The sequence below is a fragment of the Catellatospora aurea genome (genome assembly GCF_042663325.1).
Taxonomy (GTDB): Bacteria; Actinomycetota; Actinomycetes; order Mycobacteriales; family Micromonosporaceae; genus Catellatospora; species Catellatospora aurea.
This window is the reverse complement of the sequence record NZ_JBHTAC010000013.1, coordinates 107820-127062: the sequence shown is the minus strand read 5'-3', so window position 1 is coordinate 127062 and position 19243 is coordinate 107820. Positions and strand designations below refer to the sequence as shown.

Below are 19243 nucleotides of genomic sequence, written 5' to 3'. Positions count from 1 at the left end.
CCCCCGGCTGCCCGGCGAGGCCGTCGAGAAGCCCCGCCTGACCTGGCTCGACTTCGTCGTCACCGCCGTCGCGCTGCTCGTCGGCCAGCTCGACGAACTGGTCGGCGTCAGCTCGCCGGGGCTGCTCGGCCTGTCGCCGGCGGGCGAGGTGCTGACCATCGCCGGTGGCCTGTCCCTGCTGGGCCGCCGGCGGTGGCCGCTGCTGGTCACCGTGTTCGTCGCGGTCTGCCACCTGCTGGCGTTCTTCGCGTTCGCGGTGATGATGTACACGATGGGGGTTTTCACCCGGCTCTGGTGGCAGCTGGGGGTGCTCGCGGTGTTCGGGGTGGGCGTTCAGGCGCTGTCGGCGGCCGAGGGGCCGGCCCCCGACGTGCGCGCGTGGGCGTACACCCTGTCGTTCGCGCTCGGTCCGCTGCTGCCGGGCTATGCCGCGGGGGTGCGCCAGGATCTGGTGGTCAGCCTGCGGGAGCGGGCCGGGGACCTGGAGCGCGAACGGGACATGATGGCGCAGACCGCACGCCGCGCCGAGCGCGCCCGGATCGCCCGCGAGATGCACGACGTGGTGGCGCACCGGGTGAGCAACATCGTCGTCACCGCGACGGCGCTGCAGACCGTCCCCGAAGCCCAGGCCCTGAGCCAGAGCCGGGGCGGCTGGGCGAAACGGGCAGAGCGCGCTGTGGCGGGCGTTACTCGGCGAATATTTCATCATGCGTTGACTTGGCGAGGGGAGGGCGCGTTAAGCTTGCGTTAACGCATTAGTTGCGAAGGCGCAAACAATTGGGGGTCGCCGTGGAGCCGCAGCTCGACCAGCTCGCCCAGGACATCGGGCTGTTCCGGCGTGCGCTCATCCCCGACTTCCTGCTCGGGCTGGTCCGCCGGATGGGCGACGAGGAGCCCAACCTGCTCCAGATGGCCACGCTCTACGTGCTCGACAGCGGCCCGGAGCCGACCGTGCGCGACCTCGCCGAGCAGCTCGGCCGCTCGATGTCGGTGACCAGCCGGCTCGTCGAGCACATGGTGCGGCGGGACTGGATCGAGCGGACCGAGGACCCGGCCGACCGCCGGGCCAAGCGGCTGCGGATCACCCGGGCCGGCCGCGACTACCTGCGCGCGTTCGAGCGCGTCCGGGCGCAGGCGCAGCAGCAGCTGATGACGTACCTGACCGACGACGAGCAGCGCCAGGTGAGCGAGGCGATGGCGCTGCTCGGCAAGGCCTCGAGGAGGCACCTGGATGAGCGAGCGCAGGGAGCAGACCATGTGGGCTGAGTCCCGTGGCGGCGACGAGCGCGGCGAGGTGACGGCATGAGCGCGACGCTGAGCCCGGCCACCGACCTCGTCCTCGACTTCGCCGACATCGACGCCGAGATGCTGGCGGTGGTCGGCGGCAAGGCCGGCAACCTGGGCGTGCTGACGCGGGCCGGGCTGCCGGTGCCGCCGGGCCTGTGCCTGACCACGGAGGCGTACCGGGTGGTCGCCGGCACGGCGCACCTCGACGAGATCCACGAGGCGCTGGCGCGCACCGCCCCGACCGACGTGCCCGCGCTGACGGCGCTGGCCGGCCGGGCGCGGGAAGCGCTGCTGGCGGCCCCGATCCCGGCGGACATCGCCGCGGCGGTCGCCGCCGGGTACGCCCGGCTGGGCGACGACGTGCCGGTGGCGGTGCGCTCCTCGGCGACCGCGGAGGACCTGCCGTTCGCCAGCTTCGCCGGACAGCAGGACACCTACCTGAACATCGTCGGCGAGGACGCGGTCGTCGACGCGGTACGCCGCTGCTGGGCGTCGCTGTGGACCGACCGGGCCGTGGTCTACCGGGCCACGAACGACATCGACAACCGCACGGTACGGCTGGCCGTGGTCGTGCAGCGCATGGTGGACTCGGCGGTGGCCGGGGTGCTGTTCACGGCGAACCCGGTGACCGGGCGGCGCCGCCAGGCCGTCATCGACGCCAGCCCCGGCCTCGGCGAGGCCGTCGTCTCCGGCGCGGTCAACCCGGACCACTTCGTGGTGGACACGGCGAACGCGGCCATCCTCGACCGGCGGCTGGGCGACAAACGGCTGGCCGTCCGGTCGCTGCCCGGCGGCGGCACCGAGCACGTGACCCTGCCGGCGGGCGGCGACACCGCCTGCGTCACCGACGCGCAGGTGCTCGCGCTGGCCGCGCTGGGCGACCGGGTGGAGGCGCATTACGGCACGCCGCAGGACACCGAGTGGGCCATCGACGGCGACGGGGTGCTGTGGCTGACCCAGGCCCGTCCCATCACGACACTGTTCCCGCTGCCCGAGCACGCCCCCGCGCCCGGCACGGACACCCGGGCCTACTTCTGCTTCAGCGTGGCCCAGGGGCTGTACCGTCCGATCACGCCGATGGGCATGGCCGCGTTCCGGGTGTTGGCCTCGTCGGCCGCGCGTCTGTTCGGGTTCGGCGTCGCCGACCCGCTCGCCGGGCCCGCGGTGTTCGCCCCCGCGGGGCAGCGCGTCTTCATCGACGTCACGACCGCCGTACGCAGCAGCATGGGCCGCACCCTGCTCCCGAAGATCCTCGGGGTGATGGAGGCCCGCTCCGCGGCGATCTTCCTGAACCTGTTCGAGGACCCCCGGTTCTCGAACACGCGCCCTTCACGCCTGCCGTTCGTCCGCCGGGTCGGCGCGGTGGCCGCGCAGCACCGGGTGCCGCTGAAGCTGGTCGGGGCACTGGTCAAGCCGCAGCGCGGGCTGGCCGCGGTGGACCGGGTCGGCGTGGAGCTGGAGCGCCGGCTCGCCGCGCCGGAGCAGGCCTCCGCCGCGCAGCGCCTGGACTTCGTCGAGACGGTGCTCGGCACCGAGATCGTTCCGCTGCTGCCCCGCGTCATGCCGGTGGCCGCGGCCGGCTTCGCCGCGCTGGGCATCGCCGACAAGCTGCTCGGGTCCGCTGCCGCCGTCGGTGACGTGCAGGCCGTGCTGCGCGGCATCCCGCACAACGTCACCACGGACATGGACCTGGAGTTGTGGCACCTGGCGGTCCGGCTGCGCGCCGACGAGGCCACCGCGCGACTGTTCGGGTCGGCGAAGGTCGACGAGCTCGCGCACCGGTACGGCGCGGGCACCATGCCCGCCGCGGCGCAGACCGGGATCGCCGAGTTCCTGGCCCGGTACGGCCACCGCGCCGTCGCGGAGATCGACATGGGTATGCCGCGCTGGTCCGACGACCCGCGCTACATCCTCGGCGTGCTCGCCAACTACCTGCGGATGGACCCGGCCGACGGGGCCGCGCTGACGCCCGACCGGCTGTTCGCCCAGGGCGCGGCCGAGGCCGAGGCGATGGTCGAGACCCTGGCCGGGCGGGCCGCCGAGCGCAGCCGCCTGCGCGGCAAGGTGGTGCGGACGATGCTCGGCCGGGCGCGAATGCTGGCCGGGGTACGCGAGCTGCCGAAGTACTACATGGTGCGGATCATCGCCGCCTGCCGGCAGCAGGTCGCCCTGGTCGGCGCGGAACTGGCCAAGGAGGGGCGGCTGCGGCAGGCCGACGACGTGTTCTTCCTCGACCTCGCCGAGGCCCGCGCGGCACTGTCCGGAACGGATCAGCGCGACCTGGTCGAGGCGCGCCGCCGGGCGTACGACGAGGAACTGCGCCGCCGCCACATCCCGCGCGTGCTGCTGTCCGACGGCACCGAACCGCAGGCGAAGCCGACCGCGGGCAGCGCCGACGGGGCGCTCGTGGGCACTCCCGCCTCGGCCGGCCGGGTCACCGGGACCGCCCGGGTGATCCTCGACCCGGTCGGGGCGCACCTGGAGCCCGGCGAGATCCTCGTCGCCCCGTCCACCGACCCCGGCTGGACCCCGCTGTTCCTCACCGCGGGCGGCCTGGTCATGGAGATGGGCGGGGCGAACTCGCACGGAGCCGTGGTCGCCCGCGAGTACGGCATCCCCGCCGTGGTCGGCGTCCCCGACGCCACCCACCTCATCGCCACCGGCCAACAGATCGCCGTCGACGGCGCCGCCGGCACCATCACCCTCACCTGACCGCCCATCCCGCCCCGCCGCCCCGCCGCCCTGCCCCCTGCCGCCCTGCCCCCTGCCGCCCTGCCGCAACTCTTAAAGACTTGCGGCGTCGGCGGGGCGGCGAGACCGCGACTCTTTAAGAGTTGCGGCAGGTGGGGAGGGTGGGTGTGGTCGGTCCAGTGTCATTGGCCGAGGGCGCGTTGGAGGGCTCGGTAGATCTTGCCGAAGCGGGCGGCGTCGTCGATGCGGAGCAGGAGGACCTGGGTGCCCCCGATCTCGGCCCAGGCCTCGTAGATGGCGTTGCCGCGGTCGTAGCTGTCGTCGACGCGGTGCAGCGCCCACTCCCACAGCAGCGGCACCAGCCCGAGTGCCAGCAGCAGCACCGCGACCAGCAGCAGCGTGTCCCGCGGGAACGGCAGCCTGCCGAGCGCGGCGGCGACGCGGGATTCCCCGTATGCGGCTGCGATCAACCCGACCAGCGCGATGAACCCGGCGAAGGCGGACAGGATCATCAGGAGGTTGAGGATCCCGCGACCGGCCGTGCGGCGGCGTACCCGCCAGTCCGGGCGCTCCTGGCGGTGCCAGACGTAACGCAGCTCGGAAAGGCGGAACCGGCGGTCCTCGACCTGGACATACGTCGAGGTCACCGCCACCGTCTCATCACGATAGTAGGTGATCACGACCCCTCCGACGCTTCAGCGTTGTCTTAGGATCGCGCAGAGTGACCAAGTCGTCCGTGAGTGAATCCACGGCCCCTTGATCGTCCGACTTGCCCGGCACCCGTGCGTATCTTGGGCCCGCTTCCGCCCACCTGCCTGGCAAGTCGAGCGATCATGGGCGGGCGGCGGCCCTCGTGCGGTGGCCTGGCGCGGGGTCGACATACTGGGATGATGTTCACCCTGGACGAAGCGCGCACCCGGCTCGCCGCGCTGATGCCGCGGCTCGAAGAGCTCGTCGGCGTACGGGCCGACCTCGCCGAGCTGCGCGCCGATCTGGACACCGGCGGGCACAGCGAGCTGGGCGGGCTGGCCGAGGCGAAGGCGCTGGAGGCGCGGCTCTACGCCGCGCTGGAGGAGATCGCCGACCAGGACATCGAGGTCAAGGGCTTCGCCCCGCTGCTGCTGGACTTCCCGGGTGAGCTCGACGGCCGCGCGGTGCGCTGGTGCTGGCTGGAGGGCGACGAGGGCATCGACTGGTACCACCGCAGCGACACCGGGTTCGCGGGCCGCCGTCCCTGCTGAACCCTGGTCAGCCGACGCGATGGGCGCGGGCGGGCATCTGCGACTGGGGGCGCAGCAGCAGCCCGGCCTGGGCGGCGGGGAGCGGGCGGGACAGCAGGTAGCCCTGGCCGAGGCGGCAGCCCAGGGCGCGCAGGGCGGCGCGCTGGTCCTCGGTCTCGATGCCCTCGGCGATGGCGACCAGCCCGAGCGAGTCGGCGATGGCCAGGATGGCCCGCACGATGCTCAGGTCGAGGTGACCGCCCCCGGGGCCGGTGACGCCGCTGACGAAGGATTTGTCGATCTTCAAGATCTCGATCGGCAGCCGTTTGAGGTAGCTCAGGTTCGAGTACGCCGTGCCGAAGTCGTCGAGCACCAGGTGCACCCCGGCCGCGCCGAGCGCCCCGGCGTACTCGGTGACCTCGTGGCGCAGGTAGCTGTGTTCGGTGATCTCCAGCCAGATGTCGGCGGGGTGCAGCCCGGCGGCGCGGATGACGTCGAGCGTGCGTTCGGCGGCCTGCGGCTGGTGCAGCTGCACGGGGGAGAGGTTGACGCTCATGCCCAGCCCGCGGCCCTCGGGCAGCCGGTGCCACTGGGCGAGCTGGCGGCAGGCCTGGGCCAGCACCCACTGGCCGATCTCGACGATGGCCCCGGTCTCCTCGGCCAGCGGGATGAACACGTCCGGCGGCACGGTGCCGTGGTGCGGGTGGGTCCAGCGCAGCAGCGCCTCGAAGGCGACGATGGCGCGGCTGTCGAGCGCGAAGATCGGCTGGTACGCCAGGTGCAGCTGGCCGCGAGAGCGGGCGAGCAGCAGCTCGGCGCGTAGGTCGAGCCGGTCGCGGGAGCGGTGCGAGGCGTCCTCGTCGAACACCTCGACCTGGCCGCTGCCGCGGGCCTTGGCGACGTACATGGCGGCGTCGGCGTCGCGCAGCATGGTGCTGGGGGTGGCCTTGCCGCGTACGCCGAGCACGCCGCCGATGCTGGCGGAGACGTGCACCTGCTCGCCGCAGACCACGAGCCGGTCGTCGAGGTCGGCGCAGACCCGGGCCCCGATCTCGGCGACCTCGGACAGCTGCTTGACCCGGTCGAGCACGATCACGAACTCGTCGCCGCCGAAGCGGGCGAGCAGGTCGTCGGGGCGCACGCTGCCGCGCAGCCGGTCGGCGACCTGGATCAGCAGCTCGTCGCCGGCCTCGTGGCCGAACAGGTCGTTGACGGACTTGAACCCGTCGAGGTCGCAGAAGAGCACGCCGACCCGGGTCGGGTCGTCGGCGGACAGCAGGGTGTCCAGGTGCGACACCAGCGCGCTGCGGTTGGCCAGCCCGGTGAGCGGGTCGCGGGTGACCCGTTCGGCGAGCGCGTGATACAGCTCGGCATTGGTCAGCGCGACGCCGAGGTGGTTGGCGAAGATCGTCATGATGTCGTGGGTGCCCGGCGCGAACGGGCGGGGCTGCTCGCGTCCGGCGTACAGCAGTGCGGTGGCGCCGTTCTCCCGGGCGACCGCGACCTTGAGCACCTCGGGCAGCCCTGAGTCGCAGGCGGGCAGGTCGTCGATGCTCTGCGCGAGGACGGGCCACGCCGCGGTGATCTCCGGCGGCAGGCCGCGGTGCGCGCGCAGCCGCCCCTCGCCGCCCTCGACGGTGACCACCCAGGCCCGGTCCGCGCGGGTGAGCTGTAGCAGCAGCCCGGCGGCCTCGTCGAGCAGCGGCTGCACCTCCAGGTGCCGGGCCAGCAGGTGGCCGTGGTGGGCGAGCTGCTCGATGACCGCGTGGTGTTCGCGCTCGTCCAGCGCCAGACGCAGGCGGACCGCGACCGAGGTCAGCATGCGCAGGTCGGCGACGGCGAACGGCTGGTCGAGGCTGCGGAGCAGGATGAGCAGGCTGTCGGCGTAGCGCTGGGCGGACAGCGGGATCCAGGCGGCCGACCTGATGCCCAGGCCCGCCACCGAACCCGGGACGTCGTCGCCGCGTACCTCGCCGTGCAGGGCGGTCGGCTCGGCGGTGGCCAGGGTGTGGCGCGCGGCCTCGCCCACCGGCCAGCCGTCGGCGTACGCCTGGTCGTCCTCGGGCAGCCCGCACGACCCGGACACGACGAGCCGGTCCCCGGCCACCTCGGCCATGCAGACGACGTCGGCGAAGAAGGCGTCGGACAGCACGTTCAGCATGTCGCCGATGAGCTCCGCCGACTCGGCCGGGCGGCCCAGCAGGTCCAGCAGCTGGATGAGGCGGGTGGTGTCGCGGTAGGCGTCGCGGGCCGCGTCGACGGCTTCGGCAAGCTGCCGTCTGAGCTGCTCGGTCTCGCTGTCGGCGGGCACGGCGGCGGTCACAGCGCGATCGCGGTCAGTGTCGCGTTGTGGTATCCGGCGACGCGGGTGGTCCGGGCGAACTCGCCGTAGGTGTAGAAGCCGAACGTGGCCACGTCGCCGGCCGCGTCCTGGATCAGCGCCGCCTCCTCAGCCCCCTGCTCGGCCAGCACGTCCAGGCGGGCCACGCAGCTGAATGCGAGCAGCACCGACGCGTCGCGGCCGGCCAGGCTCTGCCGGACCACGTCTCCGGTGACGCGCAGCAGGTCCTCGGCCTTGCAGGAGACGATCTGCACCGGGGCGTACAGCGGCAGCGGGCTGAACGTCTTGAGCTCGCCGTCGGAGTCGATGTACGCGCCGCGCACGATCTTGCTGCCGTCGGGCTGGATGAGCCCGAAGGCGTACGCGGACAGGTAGCCGGGCGCGGGTTTGATCAGGCCGGGCCGTTCGAAGTCGACCTCGTCGTGGAAGTGCTCGCGGAACACCTCGACCGCGGGGCGGCCGGCGATCTCCTGGATGACCAGGCCGTCGGACTTGGTCACCAGCAGCGGCAGGCCCACGTCGTGCCAGCCGTGCTCGGCGACCACGGCCAGCGGCGTCGGGGAGGCGATCCAGACGGCGGTGGCCCCGCCGTCGGTGAGCACGTTGTCGTTCTCGAACACGCAGGTGCGGATGAGCAGCCGGTCGTCGCCGGCGCTGCCGCCGACCACGGGCACCGGCGCGCCGACCACCTTGTGCACCCCGTTGAGCAGTTCCTGCTGGTGCCCGGCCAGGCCGGTGGTGAGCAGCAGCACGGCGGCGTGCGCGGACGGCTCCGGCCCGGCGGCCGTTCGGGCGGCCCGCGCCAGCCGCTGCCCGGCGTCGTCGCCGTTCTCGGTGACGCCGGTGACCGAGGCGGTGCCGAAGCGGTAGGGCCCGGCGGACAGGGCGAGCACGGACACCCCGAGGCCGGGGTCGATCAGCCTGCCGTCGTGGAACTGCCCGCTGGTCGTCGCGCCGACCAGCGGCGCCTTGCCGGTCGCGCGGCGGATCGTGTGCAGCAGGGCGATCAGGTCGTAGGAGACGGAGGCGTACACGATGATCAGTTCTGGTGGTGTGCCGTTCAGGCCCGCCAGGGCCTCGGCGGCGGCGGCGCGCCCGGCGGTGACCGCGTCGGCCGCGTTGCTGTGGCCCACTCCCACGCGCAGCGGCTCGGTGGCAGGCGGGACGGCGGCGGGCCGGGGCGCGGGTATGTCGGCCGGCATGATCACTCCTGGCACCCGACGGAGGGCCTCGCGGGCCGCCTGACCTGGCACTTCACAAAGCGACCATAACTCGCTAACCGGGCGGTACGCCAAAGATCACGTCTCATGGCAGCGCCCCCGACAGGGCCACGATCAGCGGCCCGAGCAGCGGCAGCAGCACCGCCGAGAAGGCATAGACGATGGTGTACGACAGCAGCGGCGTGGTGTTGCCCGCCGCCTCCCGCACCGCGTCGACCGCCGGGGTGCTGCACTGCTGGCCCGCGATGGACCCGGCGACCAGCGGCGCGGGCAGCTTCATCAGCCGGCCGCCCACCCACAGGCTCAGCAGCGCCGGGATCGCCGTGACCAGCACCGCCACCACCGGCAGCAGCACCCCGTAGCGCTTCATCAGGGAGATCGCGGCGGGGCCGGCGCCGAGCCCGACCGCGCACACGAACGTGGCCAGCCCGAACTGCTGGATCACCTGGGCCGCCGCCGGGTGGTACTGCCCGTACGTCGGGTGCCGCGCCCGCAGCCAGCCGAAGAACAGCCCGCTGAACAGGCAGCCGCCGCCGATGCCCAGCGCCAGCGGCACCCCGCCCACCGGCATGGCCAGCTTGCCGACCAGGATGCCCACCACCACCCCGAGCGCGATGAAGCTCAGATCCGCCTTGACCGCCGGGTTGATCCGCACCCCGAGCAACGGGGTGTACGCGGCGAGGTCGTGCGTCGCGCCGGTGAGCCGTACCGTGTCGCCGGTGGTGATGTCGGTCGACGGTTTGATCGGCAGGTCGTGCTCCATCCGGGACAGCCCGGTGACGAACACGCCGCGCGGCGGGACCTGCCGGTGCAGCTGCTCCAGGGTCCAGCCGCGGTAGCGCGGGTCGGTGATGACGACCTCGACCACGTCCAGGCTCAGCGGGTCGCCGCCGGTGCCCAGTGTCTCCGGTCCGATCAGGCGCTCCGCGTGGATCAGCGTCTCGCGGTGGCCGACCACGACCAGCCGGTCCCCGTTCTGCAGCACCGTGCCGGGTTCGAGCGGGGTTATCTCGCCGCCGCGGCGCAGCCGCTCCACCGCCGCGCCGTCGCCCAGCTCCTCGGTCAGCTGCGCCAGGGTGCGCCCGTGCGCGGCGGCCACCACGTACACCCGGCCCACCACGCCGGGCACGGCCCTTCTCGTGCTCTCTGAGCGTTCGGGCTCGCCGCCCAGCTTGCGCCACAGCGCGTCGGCCTGCTCGCGCAGGTCGACGCGCATCAGCATGGGCACCAGCTGACTGGTGAACATGATCAGCGTGACCAGGCTGAAGATGTAGGCGATCGAGTACGAGGTGGCCAGGTTGGACTGCAGCTCGCGGACCCGCTCCGGGCCCACGGGCAGCGCGCCGATCGCCTCCCCGGCGGTGCCGAGCACCGACGACGACGTCGTGCCGCCGGCCAGCAGCCCGGCCGCGGTGCCCTGGTCCAGCCGGAACACCAGCGTCGTCAGGCAGACCAGGGCGACCAGGGTCACCACCTGGATCACCGTGAACACGGCGTACCGCAGCGCCCGGCGGTTGAGGTGGGCGAAGAACGACGGCCCGGCCAGGTAGCCCAGCGTGAAGATGAACAGGGCGAAGGCGACGTTGCGCAGCTCGGGGCTGAGGGTGACGTTCAGCAGGCCGACGGCGAGCGCGACCAGCAGCGTGCCGGCCACCCCGCCGAGAGTGATCTTCCAGAAGCGCACCCGGCCCAGCGCGAAGCCGGCTGCCAGGCAGGTGAACAGCGCCAGCCCCGGGGTGCTGCGGAGCAGGTCGCCCAGCCAGTCGAGCACCGCGCACCCCCGCCCCATGAGTTCACCTCATATTAGGACAAAGGGTGTGCTCGGCTACGGCATCTCCACGGTCTCGGCTCGCATGATCTCCGCGAACGCGGCCGCCAGGTACGGCTCCAGCCGCCGACCCGAGACCGTCAGCAGGTAGGCCAGCAGCACCGGCGCGTGCCAGGCGAGCCTGCGCGGGTCGGGCCGGGGTGCCCCGTCCTCCTGCTGGTGCACGCCCAGCGCGCCGGTCAGCACGGTGACCAGGGTGTCCACGTCCAGGTCCGCGGTCCACGACAGGGTGTCGCGTACGCACTGCTCCAGCACGTCCTGGATGTCCTCGCCGGCCAGCCCGTCCGGGTGCAGGTCCTCCAGCAGCGCGCGGACCACGCTGCCCAGGACCAGGCCGACGTGCTCGGTGTCGGCGGCCGCGAGCCGGTCGGCCGCCTCGTTCAGCGCCTCGGCGTCGCGTGCCTGTGCCGCGTCCACCGCGTCCACCGCGGCCTCGGCGATCCCGCGTGCCACCGCCGGCAGGCGCCGCAGCTCCCCACTCAACATCCTCGGATACTCCCACGCCCCACCGACCGCCACGCCTGCCCACCCGCCCCGCGGCCGCGGGCCGCCCCTCGTGCCGCAACTCTTAAAGACTTGCGGCCTCGGAGGTGATCCGAGGCCGCAAGTCTTTAAGAGTTGCGCCAGGTGGGGTGGGGGCGGCGGTGAGGGCCGCCCCCGGGGTGGGTCAGCTGGGTTGGCCGGAGCGGAGTGAGATCGCCTTGAGGAAGATCTCGCCGATCTTGGCGGGGTCCTTCGCTGAGAAGACGCCGCCGCCGGTCAGCTTGGTGATCTTGTTCAGCGGGTCGGTGCTGACGTCGCCGATGGTGAGGATGACGACCTGGATCGGACGCGCCGGGTCGGCGATCTCCTTCAGCTTGGCCAGCAGCGCCTCGTGCGAGATGCCGTTGTTGTCGTCGTTGTCGCCGTCGGTCATCAGCACCACGGAGTTGACCCGGCCGGGATCCCAGTCCTTCTGCACGGTCTGGTACGCGGCGAGGATCGTGTCGTAGAGACCCGTGTCACCGGTCGGCTTGGGCCTGATGGCGGCCAGCGTCGACAGCATCTTGGTGCGGTTCGAGGCCAGCGGCCCGATCGGCATCAGCTGCTTGTAGTCCTTGCTGCCGTCGAGCTCGGTGGAGAAGGTCCACAGGCCGACCGCCCACGAGTCGTCGAACAGCCCCAGGCCGCGCCGTGCCGCCTCCAGGGTGACCTGGGCGCGGGTCGCGCCGCCCGCGGTGGCGACCTGCTGCAGCATCGAACCGGACACGTCGATGACGGCGAGCATGCGCGCCGGCAGCGTCACGGCCACCCAGGTGGACAGGATGCGCTCGACGGCGGCGGTGGTGGTCGCGGCGGTCGGCGAGGCGGCCGGCGCGGGGGCGCCCATGACCTCGGGCGCGCCGCGCGGGGTCGTCGCGCCGGTGCCGAAGCCGCCGTCCGGCCCGCGAAGGCCGATCTTGGCGAGCCGGTCGCGGAACGTGGGCGTCTGCAGCGCCTCCAGCATGCGGGCGGCCGTGGCCTGGCGCTCCGGCTCGATGCCGGGCATGACGGCGTACGGGTAGTCCAGCGCGATCGGCGCGGGCTCCAGGTAGAGCCCGGCCAGCGGCACCGGCGGCTTCGCCGCGTTGTAGGCGATGACGGCCTGCTCGGACAGCGGGGCCGCGCCCAGCCCGGAGGCGATCGCGGCGGGGTCGTTGGCGCGAGGGAAGCGCGCGAGGATGTCCTGGCGCAGCACGGAGCGGCCCGCGGCCAGGGTGCGCAGCGCGCCGGTCGTGGCGGCCTGCGCGTTCGGCGACGTGCTCGCCGCCGACGCCATGGCCAGCAGGCCGGACAGGCCGGCGGAGTCGCGTGTCGGCTCGACGATGCCGACGTGCAGCTTGGTGCCGGAGGTCATCTGCTGGAGCAGCGCCGGCCAGGTCAGCTTCGCCGACGGCCAGCCCAGGCCGGTGGCCGCGGGTTCGGGCATGGCCACCACGACCGGGCTGCGCGCGATCGAGGGCGCCTCCTGGACGGCGGTGTTGGGGGCGGCGGCGCTCACCCGGGCCAGCCAGGTCGCGGAGTCCGGGATCCAGACGTCGGGCACCTGCGTGCTGCCGCTGGGCTGGCCGACGCCGGTCAGCGAGAGCCCGCGCAGCGCGGCGACAGCGGCCGCCACGTCGGCGGGGTCGGCCGCGGTCACCTGTACGGCGATGCAGGCCCCGTCGATCTCGGCCTTCTGCGCGGAGAGCGCCGCGGCGGTCTCCTGCAGCGCCGGCGCGATCTCCGGCGGCGCGGCCACGGTCAGCGACGCCTCCCCGGAGCAGGCCGGCTCGGCGAGCTGGCGGTAGACGAGGAAGGCACCCGAGACGACCAGCGCGACCGCGAAGACCGCGGCGATGGCGCTGGTGACGGGGTGGAGACGACGTGTGTTGCGATGGCGGCCCGGCACAAGAAGCTATGTTTCGTCAACGTGAAGGCGTCTCGCCACATACGTTCGGACGAATGTTACCGGGAAGGAACTTCTTGAATCGACCTTCTGTACTGCCTGAACACCGCTAACCCGACGGAAAGATCACCCGTTACTCCTTCTGGCGGACCGGAATTCATCCCGTCCCGTCCCATTCCCCGGGACTTCTGGAGGTGCGGCGATGTGGACGTCCCGAATGCGAGGTTCGGCGCGGCGGCCCGCGGCGGACCCTCCGGGCGGAACCGGCGGAATCGCCCTGGATGACATATCTCACGCCGATACCGCCCCTCATCGGGCCCGATACGGTGCCGGCGGTGACCCGGAGACCGCGCTCGCCGAGTCCTACGACCGGCAGGTGCGCCGCGGTCGCCGGCGGCGCGAGCAGGCCGACTCGGAGCAGCCCGGGACCGACGCGTCCGAGTCGTGGGACGAGCCCGGCGGCCCGGTGGAGCCGCCGGCCGGGTGGGCGGGACAGCCCGAGCCCTGGGACGGAGACCGGAACGGCTCGTCCTGGGACCGCCGGGCGGGCGAGCAGGACGGGTCGCGGGGAGGCGTGGAGCTGACCCGGGCGCGGCTGCTCAGCTTCACGCCGTACCAGCCCAAGCGCGATCGGCTGTGCACCGACACCGCGTCGCTGCTGCGGCCGCTGGTCCGGGCGGGGATCATCGACACCTGGGCCACCGACCACAGCTACCCGTCCCACCGGGCGTGGAAGCTGCTGCCCTCGCGCCTGGCGATGCCCCGGCAACTGCCGCTGGACGGCTACGTCGAGCCCGACGGCGGCATCACCCTGCTGCCGCTGCCCGACAGCTACGACGAGCCGCCCCTGTGCATGCTCGACTGGGTCATCGACTGGACCGCCGCGGGCCGCCTCGACAGCCGCTGGTGGACGACCGCCGTGCACGTCACCGCGTCCGCCGGCCTGCCGCCCACGGGCACACTGCGCCCCTGACGGCAGGCCGCGCGGTCAGCCGGCGGCCGCGACCCAGGCGGGCAGCGGCTCGCAGGCCGCCCGCCAGGTCGCGGGCACCGCGTCGAGACCGGTGCGGGCGGCCACGATGCCGCCGACGACGGCGCACGTCGTGTCGATGTCGCCGCCCGCCGACGCGGTCGCCCACAGGGCCTCGGGCAGGTCGTCGAGGTGCCGGGCGGCACACCACACGGCGTACGGGACCGTGTCCGGCGCGGAGATGCGCAGCCCGCAGCCGACCTCACCGGCCACCCAGGTCGGATGCCGGTCGAACGGCAGCCGGGCCACCCGGCGCAGTCCCGAGGCGACCTCGCCGTCCGGGGTCCGGGCGAGCACGCCCTCGATCAGCTCGCTCCCGGCGATCCCCGAGACCGCCAGCGCCGCCGCCACGGCGACCGCGACCGCGCCCGCCACCGCCTCGGGGTGCGCGTGGGTGACCTCGGCCGAGGCACGGGCCTGCGCGACGACCAGGTCCAGGTCCGCGGAGAACCACGCGCCCAGCGGCGCGACCCGCATCGCCGCGCCGTTGCCCCACGAGCCCTGGCCGCCGAACTGCCGCCCGGTGACCTCGCGCCAGTGCTCGCCCTCGAACACCGCACGCAGCACCCCGTGCATGGACGGCCCGTAGTTGCGGTACGGGTCCGCGTCGTACGCGTTCGCGAACGCCGCCGCCAGCGCGTCCTGCTCCACCTCGCCGTGCTCGGTGAGCACGCGCATCAGGGACAGCGCCATCGCGGTGTCGTCGGTCCACGGCCAGGGGCCGGAGCGGGCCTGCCGCTCGTCCATCAGCCACTCGAATTTGTCTGCGGGCTGGAAGAACCAGGTCTCGCCGAAGGCGTCACCCAGGGCCAGCCCGCGCAGCGAGCACAGCGCCGCGGCACGGTTCGGGGTCATCATTCGATCATCGCCGGGCCCGCAATCGGATTCCGCCCGCCGAGGCCCCGATCGGCGCACGGCGGGCGGTGCGGCGGCGGAACAATCAGGGCGTGGGTCTGGGAGTACGCGAGCCGGCGCGGCTCGGGCAGGTGCGGCTGGGCGACGGCCGGCGGCTGGGCTGGGCGGAGTGGGGCCCTCCGGACGGTGCCCCGGTGCTGTTCTGCCCGGGTGCGGCCACGAGCCGGCGGCTCGGGTTCGGGGCCGAGGCGGTCGAGGCGTTCGGCGTACGGCTGATCTCGCTGGACCGGCCAGGACTGGGTGCGTCCGATCCCGCCCCAGGCCGCACGCTGTCCGATTGGGCCGCCGACGTCGCCGAGTTCACCGGTCTGGTGCGGCTGCGGCGGCCGGCCGCGGTCGGTTTCTCGCAGGGCGCGCCGTTCGCGCTGGCCTGCGCCGCCGCTGGGGCCGTCGCCGCGGTGGCGGTGGTGTCCGGGACCGACGAACTGGCCCGGCCGGAGGTGGCGGCGGCGCTGCCGGAGCAGGTGCGGTGGCTGGTCACCTCGGCCGCCGACGATCCCGACGAGGCCGAGGCGTACTTCGCACAGCTCGACGCCGAGCGGCTGCTGCTCATGGTTACCGCGATGAACGGACCGGACGACCGTGCGGTGTACGAGGATCCGGCGTTCGCGGCCCCGTTCCGCCGTGCGCTGGCGGAGGGCTTCGCGCAGGGGTCGGCCGGGTACGCGAGGGACACGCTGCTGTCGATGACGCCGTGGCCGTTCGACCCGGCCGCGATCACGGTCCCGGTCGAGTTCTGGTACGGCGGGCTGGACACCAGCCCCGTCCACTCGCCCGACTTCGGCGAGTCGCTGGCCGCCCGCATCCCGCACGCCCGCCGCCACCTGCTCGCGCACGCCGGGGGCGCGCTGCCGTGGACGCACGGGGAGCGCATCCTCGTCTCCCTGCTGCGCCTGTCCGGAGTCCTGCCCCCACCGGACTCCTGACCCGTTGCCGCCGACCGGCCCGGGGCGGGTCGGGTTCCGCGCGACCGGGGTGAGGGGTGATGCTGGTCGGGTGGACATGACCCTGAACGACGTCAGCCGCCCCGGCCGTCTGGCCGCCCCGGACGAGGGCATCAGCGCCGAGGAGCTGGCGCTGGCCGCCCGCAACCACGGCATGCCGCTGGAGGCGCTGCGCTACGACGTGACCCCGGCAGGTCTGCACTACCTGCTGATCCACTACGACATCCCGTACGCCGAGGAGGCGTCCTGGCAGGTCGCGGTCGGTGGGCTGGTCGATCGGCCGCTGACCCTGGACCTGGCGGCGCTGCGCGCGATGCCGTCCCGGACGGTACGGGTGACCATGGAGTGCGCCGGCAACGGCCGGGCCCGGCTGCTGCCCCGCCCGGTCAGCCAGCCGTGGCTGGTGGAGGCCGTCGGCACCGCGGAGTGGACCGGCGTGCCGCTGCGCGACGTGCTGGCGGCGGCGGGGATCGACCCGTTCGCGGTCGAGGTGGTGTTCACCGGGGCCGATCACGGGGTGGAGCGCGGGGTCGAGCAGGACTACCAGCGCAGCCTGCCGGTGGACGAGGCGCTCGGCGAGGACGTGCTGCTGGCGTACCAGATGAACGGCGCGCCGCTGCTGCCGCAGCACGGCTTCCCGGTGCGGCTGGTGGTCCCGGGCTGGTACGGCATGGCGCACGTGAAGTGGCTGCGCGAGATCACCCTGGTGGACCGGCCGTTCGAGGGTTTCCAGCAGGCGGTGGCGTACCGGGTGCGCCGCGACGCCGAGGACCCGGGCGTGCCGGTGACCCGGATCGCGCCCCGGGCGCTGCTGGCACCGCCCGGTTTCCCCGACTTCATGTCCCGCACCCGGGTGGTGCGCCCGGGGCCGGTGCTGGTGCAGGGGCGGGCCTGGTCCGGCCGCGCGCCGGTGTCCTCGGTGGAGGTCAGCGTTGACGGAGGGCAGACCTGGTCGGCGGCCGAGCTGGAACCGGAGACCGGGCACCGGTGGGCGTGGCGGCGCTTCACGTACGCGTGGGACGCGGTGCCGGGCTCGCACCTGCTGACCGCCCGCGCCGTCGACGCGCTGGGCGGGGAGCAGCCGATCGACCAGGCCTGGAACCGCGGCGGCTTCGCCAACAACGCCGTGCAGCAGGTGCCGGTCGCCTGCCTGGACTAGTTCCGGCTACTGCGCCGCAGGCCAGGCGTGGTCGAGAGTTAAGAAGGGCACCTTCTACATCGCGGAGCGATGTGAAGGTGCCCTTCCTAGCGCTCAGGGGTGGCGGGGCCACCAGGTGCGGGGGCCGACGTGGTGGACGAGGGCGGGGACCAGGAGGGTGCGGACGACGAAGGTGTCCAGCAGGACGCCGAGGCCGACGAGGATGCCGACCTGGACCATGAAGACGATCGGCATCAGGGACAGCACCGCGAACGTGGCGGCGAGCACGACGCCGGCGCTGGTGATCACGCCGCCGGTCACGGACAGGGCGCGGGTGACGCCCTGGGCGTGGCCGTGTTCGGCGACCTCCTCACGGGCCCTGGTCATCAGAAAGATGGTGTAGTCGACGCCGAGCGCGACCAGGAACAGGAAGCCGTGCAGCAGCACGGAGCGGTCGATCGCGGGGAAGCCGATCGCGTGGTAGACCAGCGCGGCCGCGCCGAGCGCCGCGCCGAAGGACAGCAGCACGCTGCCGAGCAGGAGCAGCGGCGCGACCAGCGAGCGCAGCAGCACGATCAGCACGCCCAGCACGACCGCCAGGATCAGCGGGATGAGCAGGCGCAGGTCGGCGTCCATGGTGGTGTTCTCGTCGAGTTCCTGCGCGGTCGCGCCGCCGACCAGGGCCGCCGGGTCGACGGTGTGCACGGCGTCGCGCAGCCGCAGCACCGTCTGCTCCGCCCGGTCGCTGGACGGCGCGTCGGCGAGCACGATGCGCAGCCGGGTCCAGCCGCCCGCCGGGGACGGCTCCGCCGCGCCGACCTCGGCGACGCCGGGCAGGGCGCGCAGCGTGCCGGTGACCTGCGTGGCCGTGGCGGTGTTGGTGTACACCTCGGTGGGATCGCCGGAGCCGGCGGGGAAGTGCTCGGCGAGGGCCTCGAAGCCGCGTACCGAGTCGGGTTTGGTCACGAACGACTCGGACTGGCGCAGGCCGGTGCCGAGGGTGGTGGCCGCGAGGCTGAGCGCGGCCAGGCCGAGCGCGGTGACGATCCAGATCGGGCGGGCGTGCCGGGACACGAACTCCGCCGTGCGCGCCCACAGGCCCGGTCCCCGGGCCGGCGCCGCGGTGTCGCGTACCGCGGGGATCAGCGGCCAGAACACCCGCCGCCCGCACATCACCAGCAGGGCGGGCAGCAGGGTGGTCATCGCCAGCAGCGCCGAGACGATGCCGAGCGCGGCGACCGGGCCCAGGCCGCGGGTGGAGTTCAGCCCGGCGGCGAGCAGCGTGAGCAGCGCCAGGATCACCGTGGCGGCCGACGCGATGATCGCGGGCAGGCTGTGCCGCAGGGCCAGGCGCATCGCGTGCCGGTGGTCGGCGTGCCGGGTCAGCTCCTCGCGGTAGCGGGAGATCAGCAGCAGCGCGTAGTCGGTGCCCGCACCGAAGACCAGCACGGTGAGGATGCCCGCGCTGGCCCCGTTGACGACCAGGCCGAGGTACTTCGCGCCGACGTAGACCAGGGCGCTCGCGAGCTGGCTGGCGACGCCGACGGCGACCAGCGGCACCAGCAGCAGCACCGGGCTGCGGTAGGTGAGCAGGAGCAGCAGCGCGACCACGCCGACGGTGACGCCGAGCAGCGTGGTGTCCAGCGAGTCGAACGCGGCGTCGAAGTCGGCCCCGGCGGCCGGTCCGCCGGTCATCCACGCGCCCAGGCCGGCGGGCAGCCCGTCGGCCAGCACCGCGCGGGCCTGGTCGAGCACCGGGCCGATCGCCTCCTCGGCGGCCTGCTCCGGGCTGAGCGGCACGGTGACCAGCAGCGCCGCGCCGTCCTGGGACGGGATCGGCGGGGACACCGGGCCCGCGGCGAGGGCGGCCAGCGCGGTGGCGTCGGCGGTGGCCGCGTCGCGGTCGGCGGTGGTGAGGCCGCCGTCGCGGGCGTACACGAGCAGCAACTGCTCCGGTTCGGCGGCCGGGAACTCGCGGGCGGCCAGTTCGAGCGCGCGGGTCGACTCGGCCGAGGCGGGCAGCCAGGAGCTGAGGTCGTTGGTCTCGACGTCGCCGACCTTGGCGAACATGGTGGCGGACACGGCGACGATCAGCCAGCCGACCAGCACGGACCAGGCGGTGCGGCGGCCGGCGGGGGCGGTGGCGATCCGCTGCCAGGCGGAGGACATGGGAGGCCTTCCTGTTCGGGTTCGAGAACCCGAACAGGTTCGCGGCCCACCCC

15 protein-coding genes are annotated in these 19243 nt (G+C 73.7%); 7 read left to right on the top strand and 8 right to left on the bottom strand.

Features of this window, described 5'->3' with window-relative positions; all coding sequences use genetic code 11:
- Positions 1–148 precede the first annotated feature (148 nt).
- Genes ACFQO7_RS15435 through ACFQO7_RS15425 form a run of 3 tightly spaced genes read left to right on the top strand, consistent with a single transcriptional unit; the run spans position 149 to position 3999 of the window.
- On the top strand, positions 149–751 hold the full coding sequence (locus ACFQO7_RS15435; RefSeq protein ID WP_376806972.1) for a histidine kinase: 603 nt from the start codon (positions 149–151) through the stop codon (positions 749–751).
- 26 nt (positions 752–777) lie between these two features.
- Positions 778–1266 carry a MarR family winged helix-turn-helix transcriptional regulator gene (locus tag ACFQO7_RS15430; protein WP_376806971.1) on the top strand — a complete coding sequence of 163 codons (489 nt, stop codon included), beginning with the start codon at positions 778–780 and terminating at the stop codon, positions 1264–1266.
- 36 nt (positions 1267–1302) lie between these two features.
- Positions 1303–3999, top strand: a complete 2697-nt coding sequence (locus tag ACFQO7_RS15425; protein WP_376806970.1) for a PEP/pyruvate-binding domain-containing protein — start codon at positions 1303–1305, stop codon at positions 3997–3999.
- A 161-nt stretch (positions 4000–4160) separates the two neighbouring features.
- Here ACFQO7_RS15425 and ACFQO7_RS15420 read toward each other — a convergent pair whose 3' ends face one another.
- Positions 4161–4658: a DUF6232 family protein gene (locus tag ACFQO7_RS15420; RefSeq protein ID WP_360528512.1), complete on the bottom strand. Its 498-nt coding sequence runs from the start codon at positions 4656–4658 to the stop codon at positions 4161–4163.
- A gap of 210 nt (positions 4659–4868) precedes the next feature.
- On the opposite strand from ACFQO7_RS15420, the gene ACFQO7_RS15415 reads away from it, so the two are divergent.
- The gene (locus ACFQO7_RS15415; protein ID WP_376806969.1) at positions 4869–5219 is read left to right on the top strand and encodes a DUF2203 domain-containing protein; all 351 of its coding nucleotides are present in this window, start codon (positions 4869–4871) and stop codon (positions 5217–5219) included.
- Positions 5220–5226: 7 nt separating this feature from the next.
- Here ACFQO7_RS15415 and ACFQO7_RS15410 read toward each other — a convergent pair whose 3' ends face one another.
- The 5 genes from ACFQO7_RS15410 to ACFQO7_RS15390 form a co-directional block, all read right to left on the bottom strand.
- The gene (locus tag ACFQO7_RS15410) at positions 5227–7521 is read right to left on the bottom strand and encodes a putative bifunctional diguanylate cyclase/phosphodiesterase (RefSeq protein WP_376806968.1); all 2295 of its coding nucleotides are present in this window, start codon (positions 7519–7521) and stop codon (positions 5227–5229) included.
- Positions 7518–8741: an FIST signal transduction protein gene (locus tag ACFQO7_RS15405; RefSeq protein ID WP_376806967.1), complete on the bottom strand. Its 1224-nt coding sequence runs from the start codon at positions 8739–8741 to the stop codon at positions 7518–7520. The genes ACFQO7_RS15410 and ACFQO7_RS15405 overlap by 4 nt, the downstream gene beginning before the upstream one ends.
- A gap of 103 nt (positions 8742–8844) precedes the next feature.
- Positions 8845–10548, bottom strand: coding sequence for an aspartate-alanine antiporter (gene aspT / locus ACFQO7_RS15400; RefSeq protein ID WP_376806966.1), 1704 nt, complete (start codon positions 10546–10548; stop codon positions 8845–8847).
- Positions 10549–10584: 36 nt separating this feature from the next.
- Positions 10585–11073, bottom strand: a complete 489-nt coding sequence (locus ACFQO7_RS15395; protein WP_376806965.1) for a hypothetical protein — start codon at positions 11071–11073, stop codon at positions 10585–10587.
- 181 nt (positions 11074–11254) lie between these two features.
- Positions 11255–12997 (bottom strand): VWA domain-containing protein, encoded by a 1743-nt coding sequence (locus ACFQO7_RS15390; RefSeq protein WP_376806964.1) that lies wholly within the window; start codon positions 12995–12997, stop codon positions 11255–11257.
- A 373-nt stretch (positions 12998–13370) separates the two neighbouring features.
- Here ACFQO7_RS15390 and ACFQO7_RS15385 point away from each other — a divergent pair, with 373 nt between their 5' ends.
- Complete coding sequence (locus ACFQO7_RS15385) at positions 13371–13967, top strand: hypothetical protein (protein ID WP_376806963.1); 597 nt, start codon at positions 13371–13373, stop codon at positions 13965–13967.
- Positions 13968–13982: 15 nt separating this feature from the next.
- Here ACFQO7_RS15385 and ACFQO7_RS15380 read toward each other — a convergent pair whose 3' ends face one another.
- Complete coding sequence (locus tag ACFQO7_RS15380) at positions 13983–14879, bottom strand: ADP-ribosylglycohydrolase family protein (RefSeq protein ID WP_376806962.1); 897 nt, start codon at positions 14877–14879, stop codon at positions 13983–13985.
- A gap of 194 nt (positions 14880–15073) precedes the next feature.
- Here ACFQO7_RS15380 and ACFQO7_RS15375 point away from each other — a divergent pair, with 194 nt between their 5' ends.
- On the top strand, positions 15074–15865 hold the full coding sequence (locus ACFQO7_RS15375; RefSeq protein ID WP_376807034.1) for an alpha/beta fold hydrolase: 792 nt from the start codon (positions 15074–15076) through the stop codon (positions 15863–15865).
- A 76-nt stretch (positions 15866–15941) separates the two neighbouring features.
- A complete protein-coding gene (locus ACFQO7_RS15370; protein WP_376807033.1) occupies positions 15942–17042 on the top strand; it encodes a sulfite oxidase in 1101 nt (366 codons plus the stop codon).
- 93 nt (positions 17043–17135) lie between these two features.
- Here ACFQO7_RS15370 and ACFQO7_RS15365 read toward each other — a convergent pair whose 3' ends face one another.
- Positions 17136–19190, bottom strand: a complete 2055-nt coding sequence (locus ACFQO7_RS15365; protein ID WP_376806961.1) for an MMPL family transporter — start codon at positions 19188–19190, stop codon at positions 17136–17138.
- Between the last annotated feature and the right edge of the window lie 53 nt (positions 19191–19243).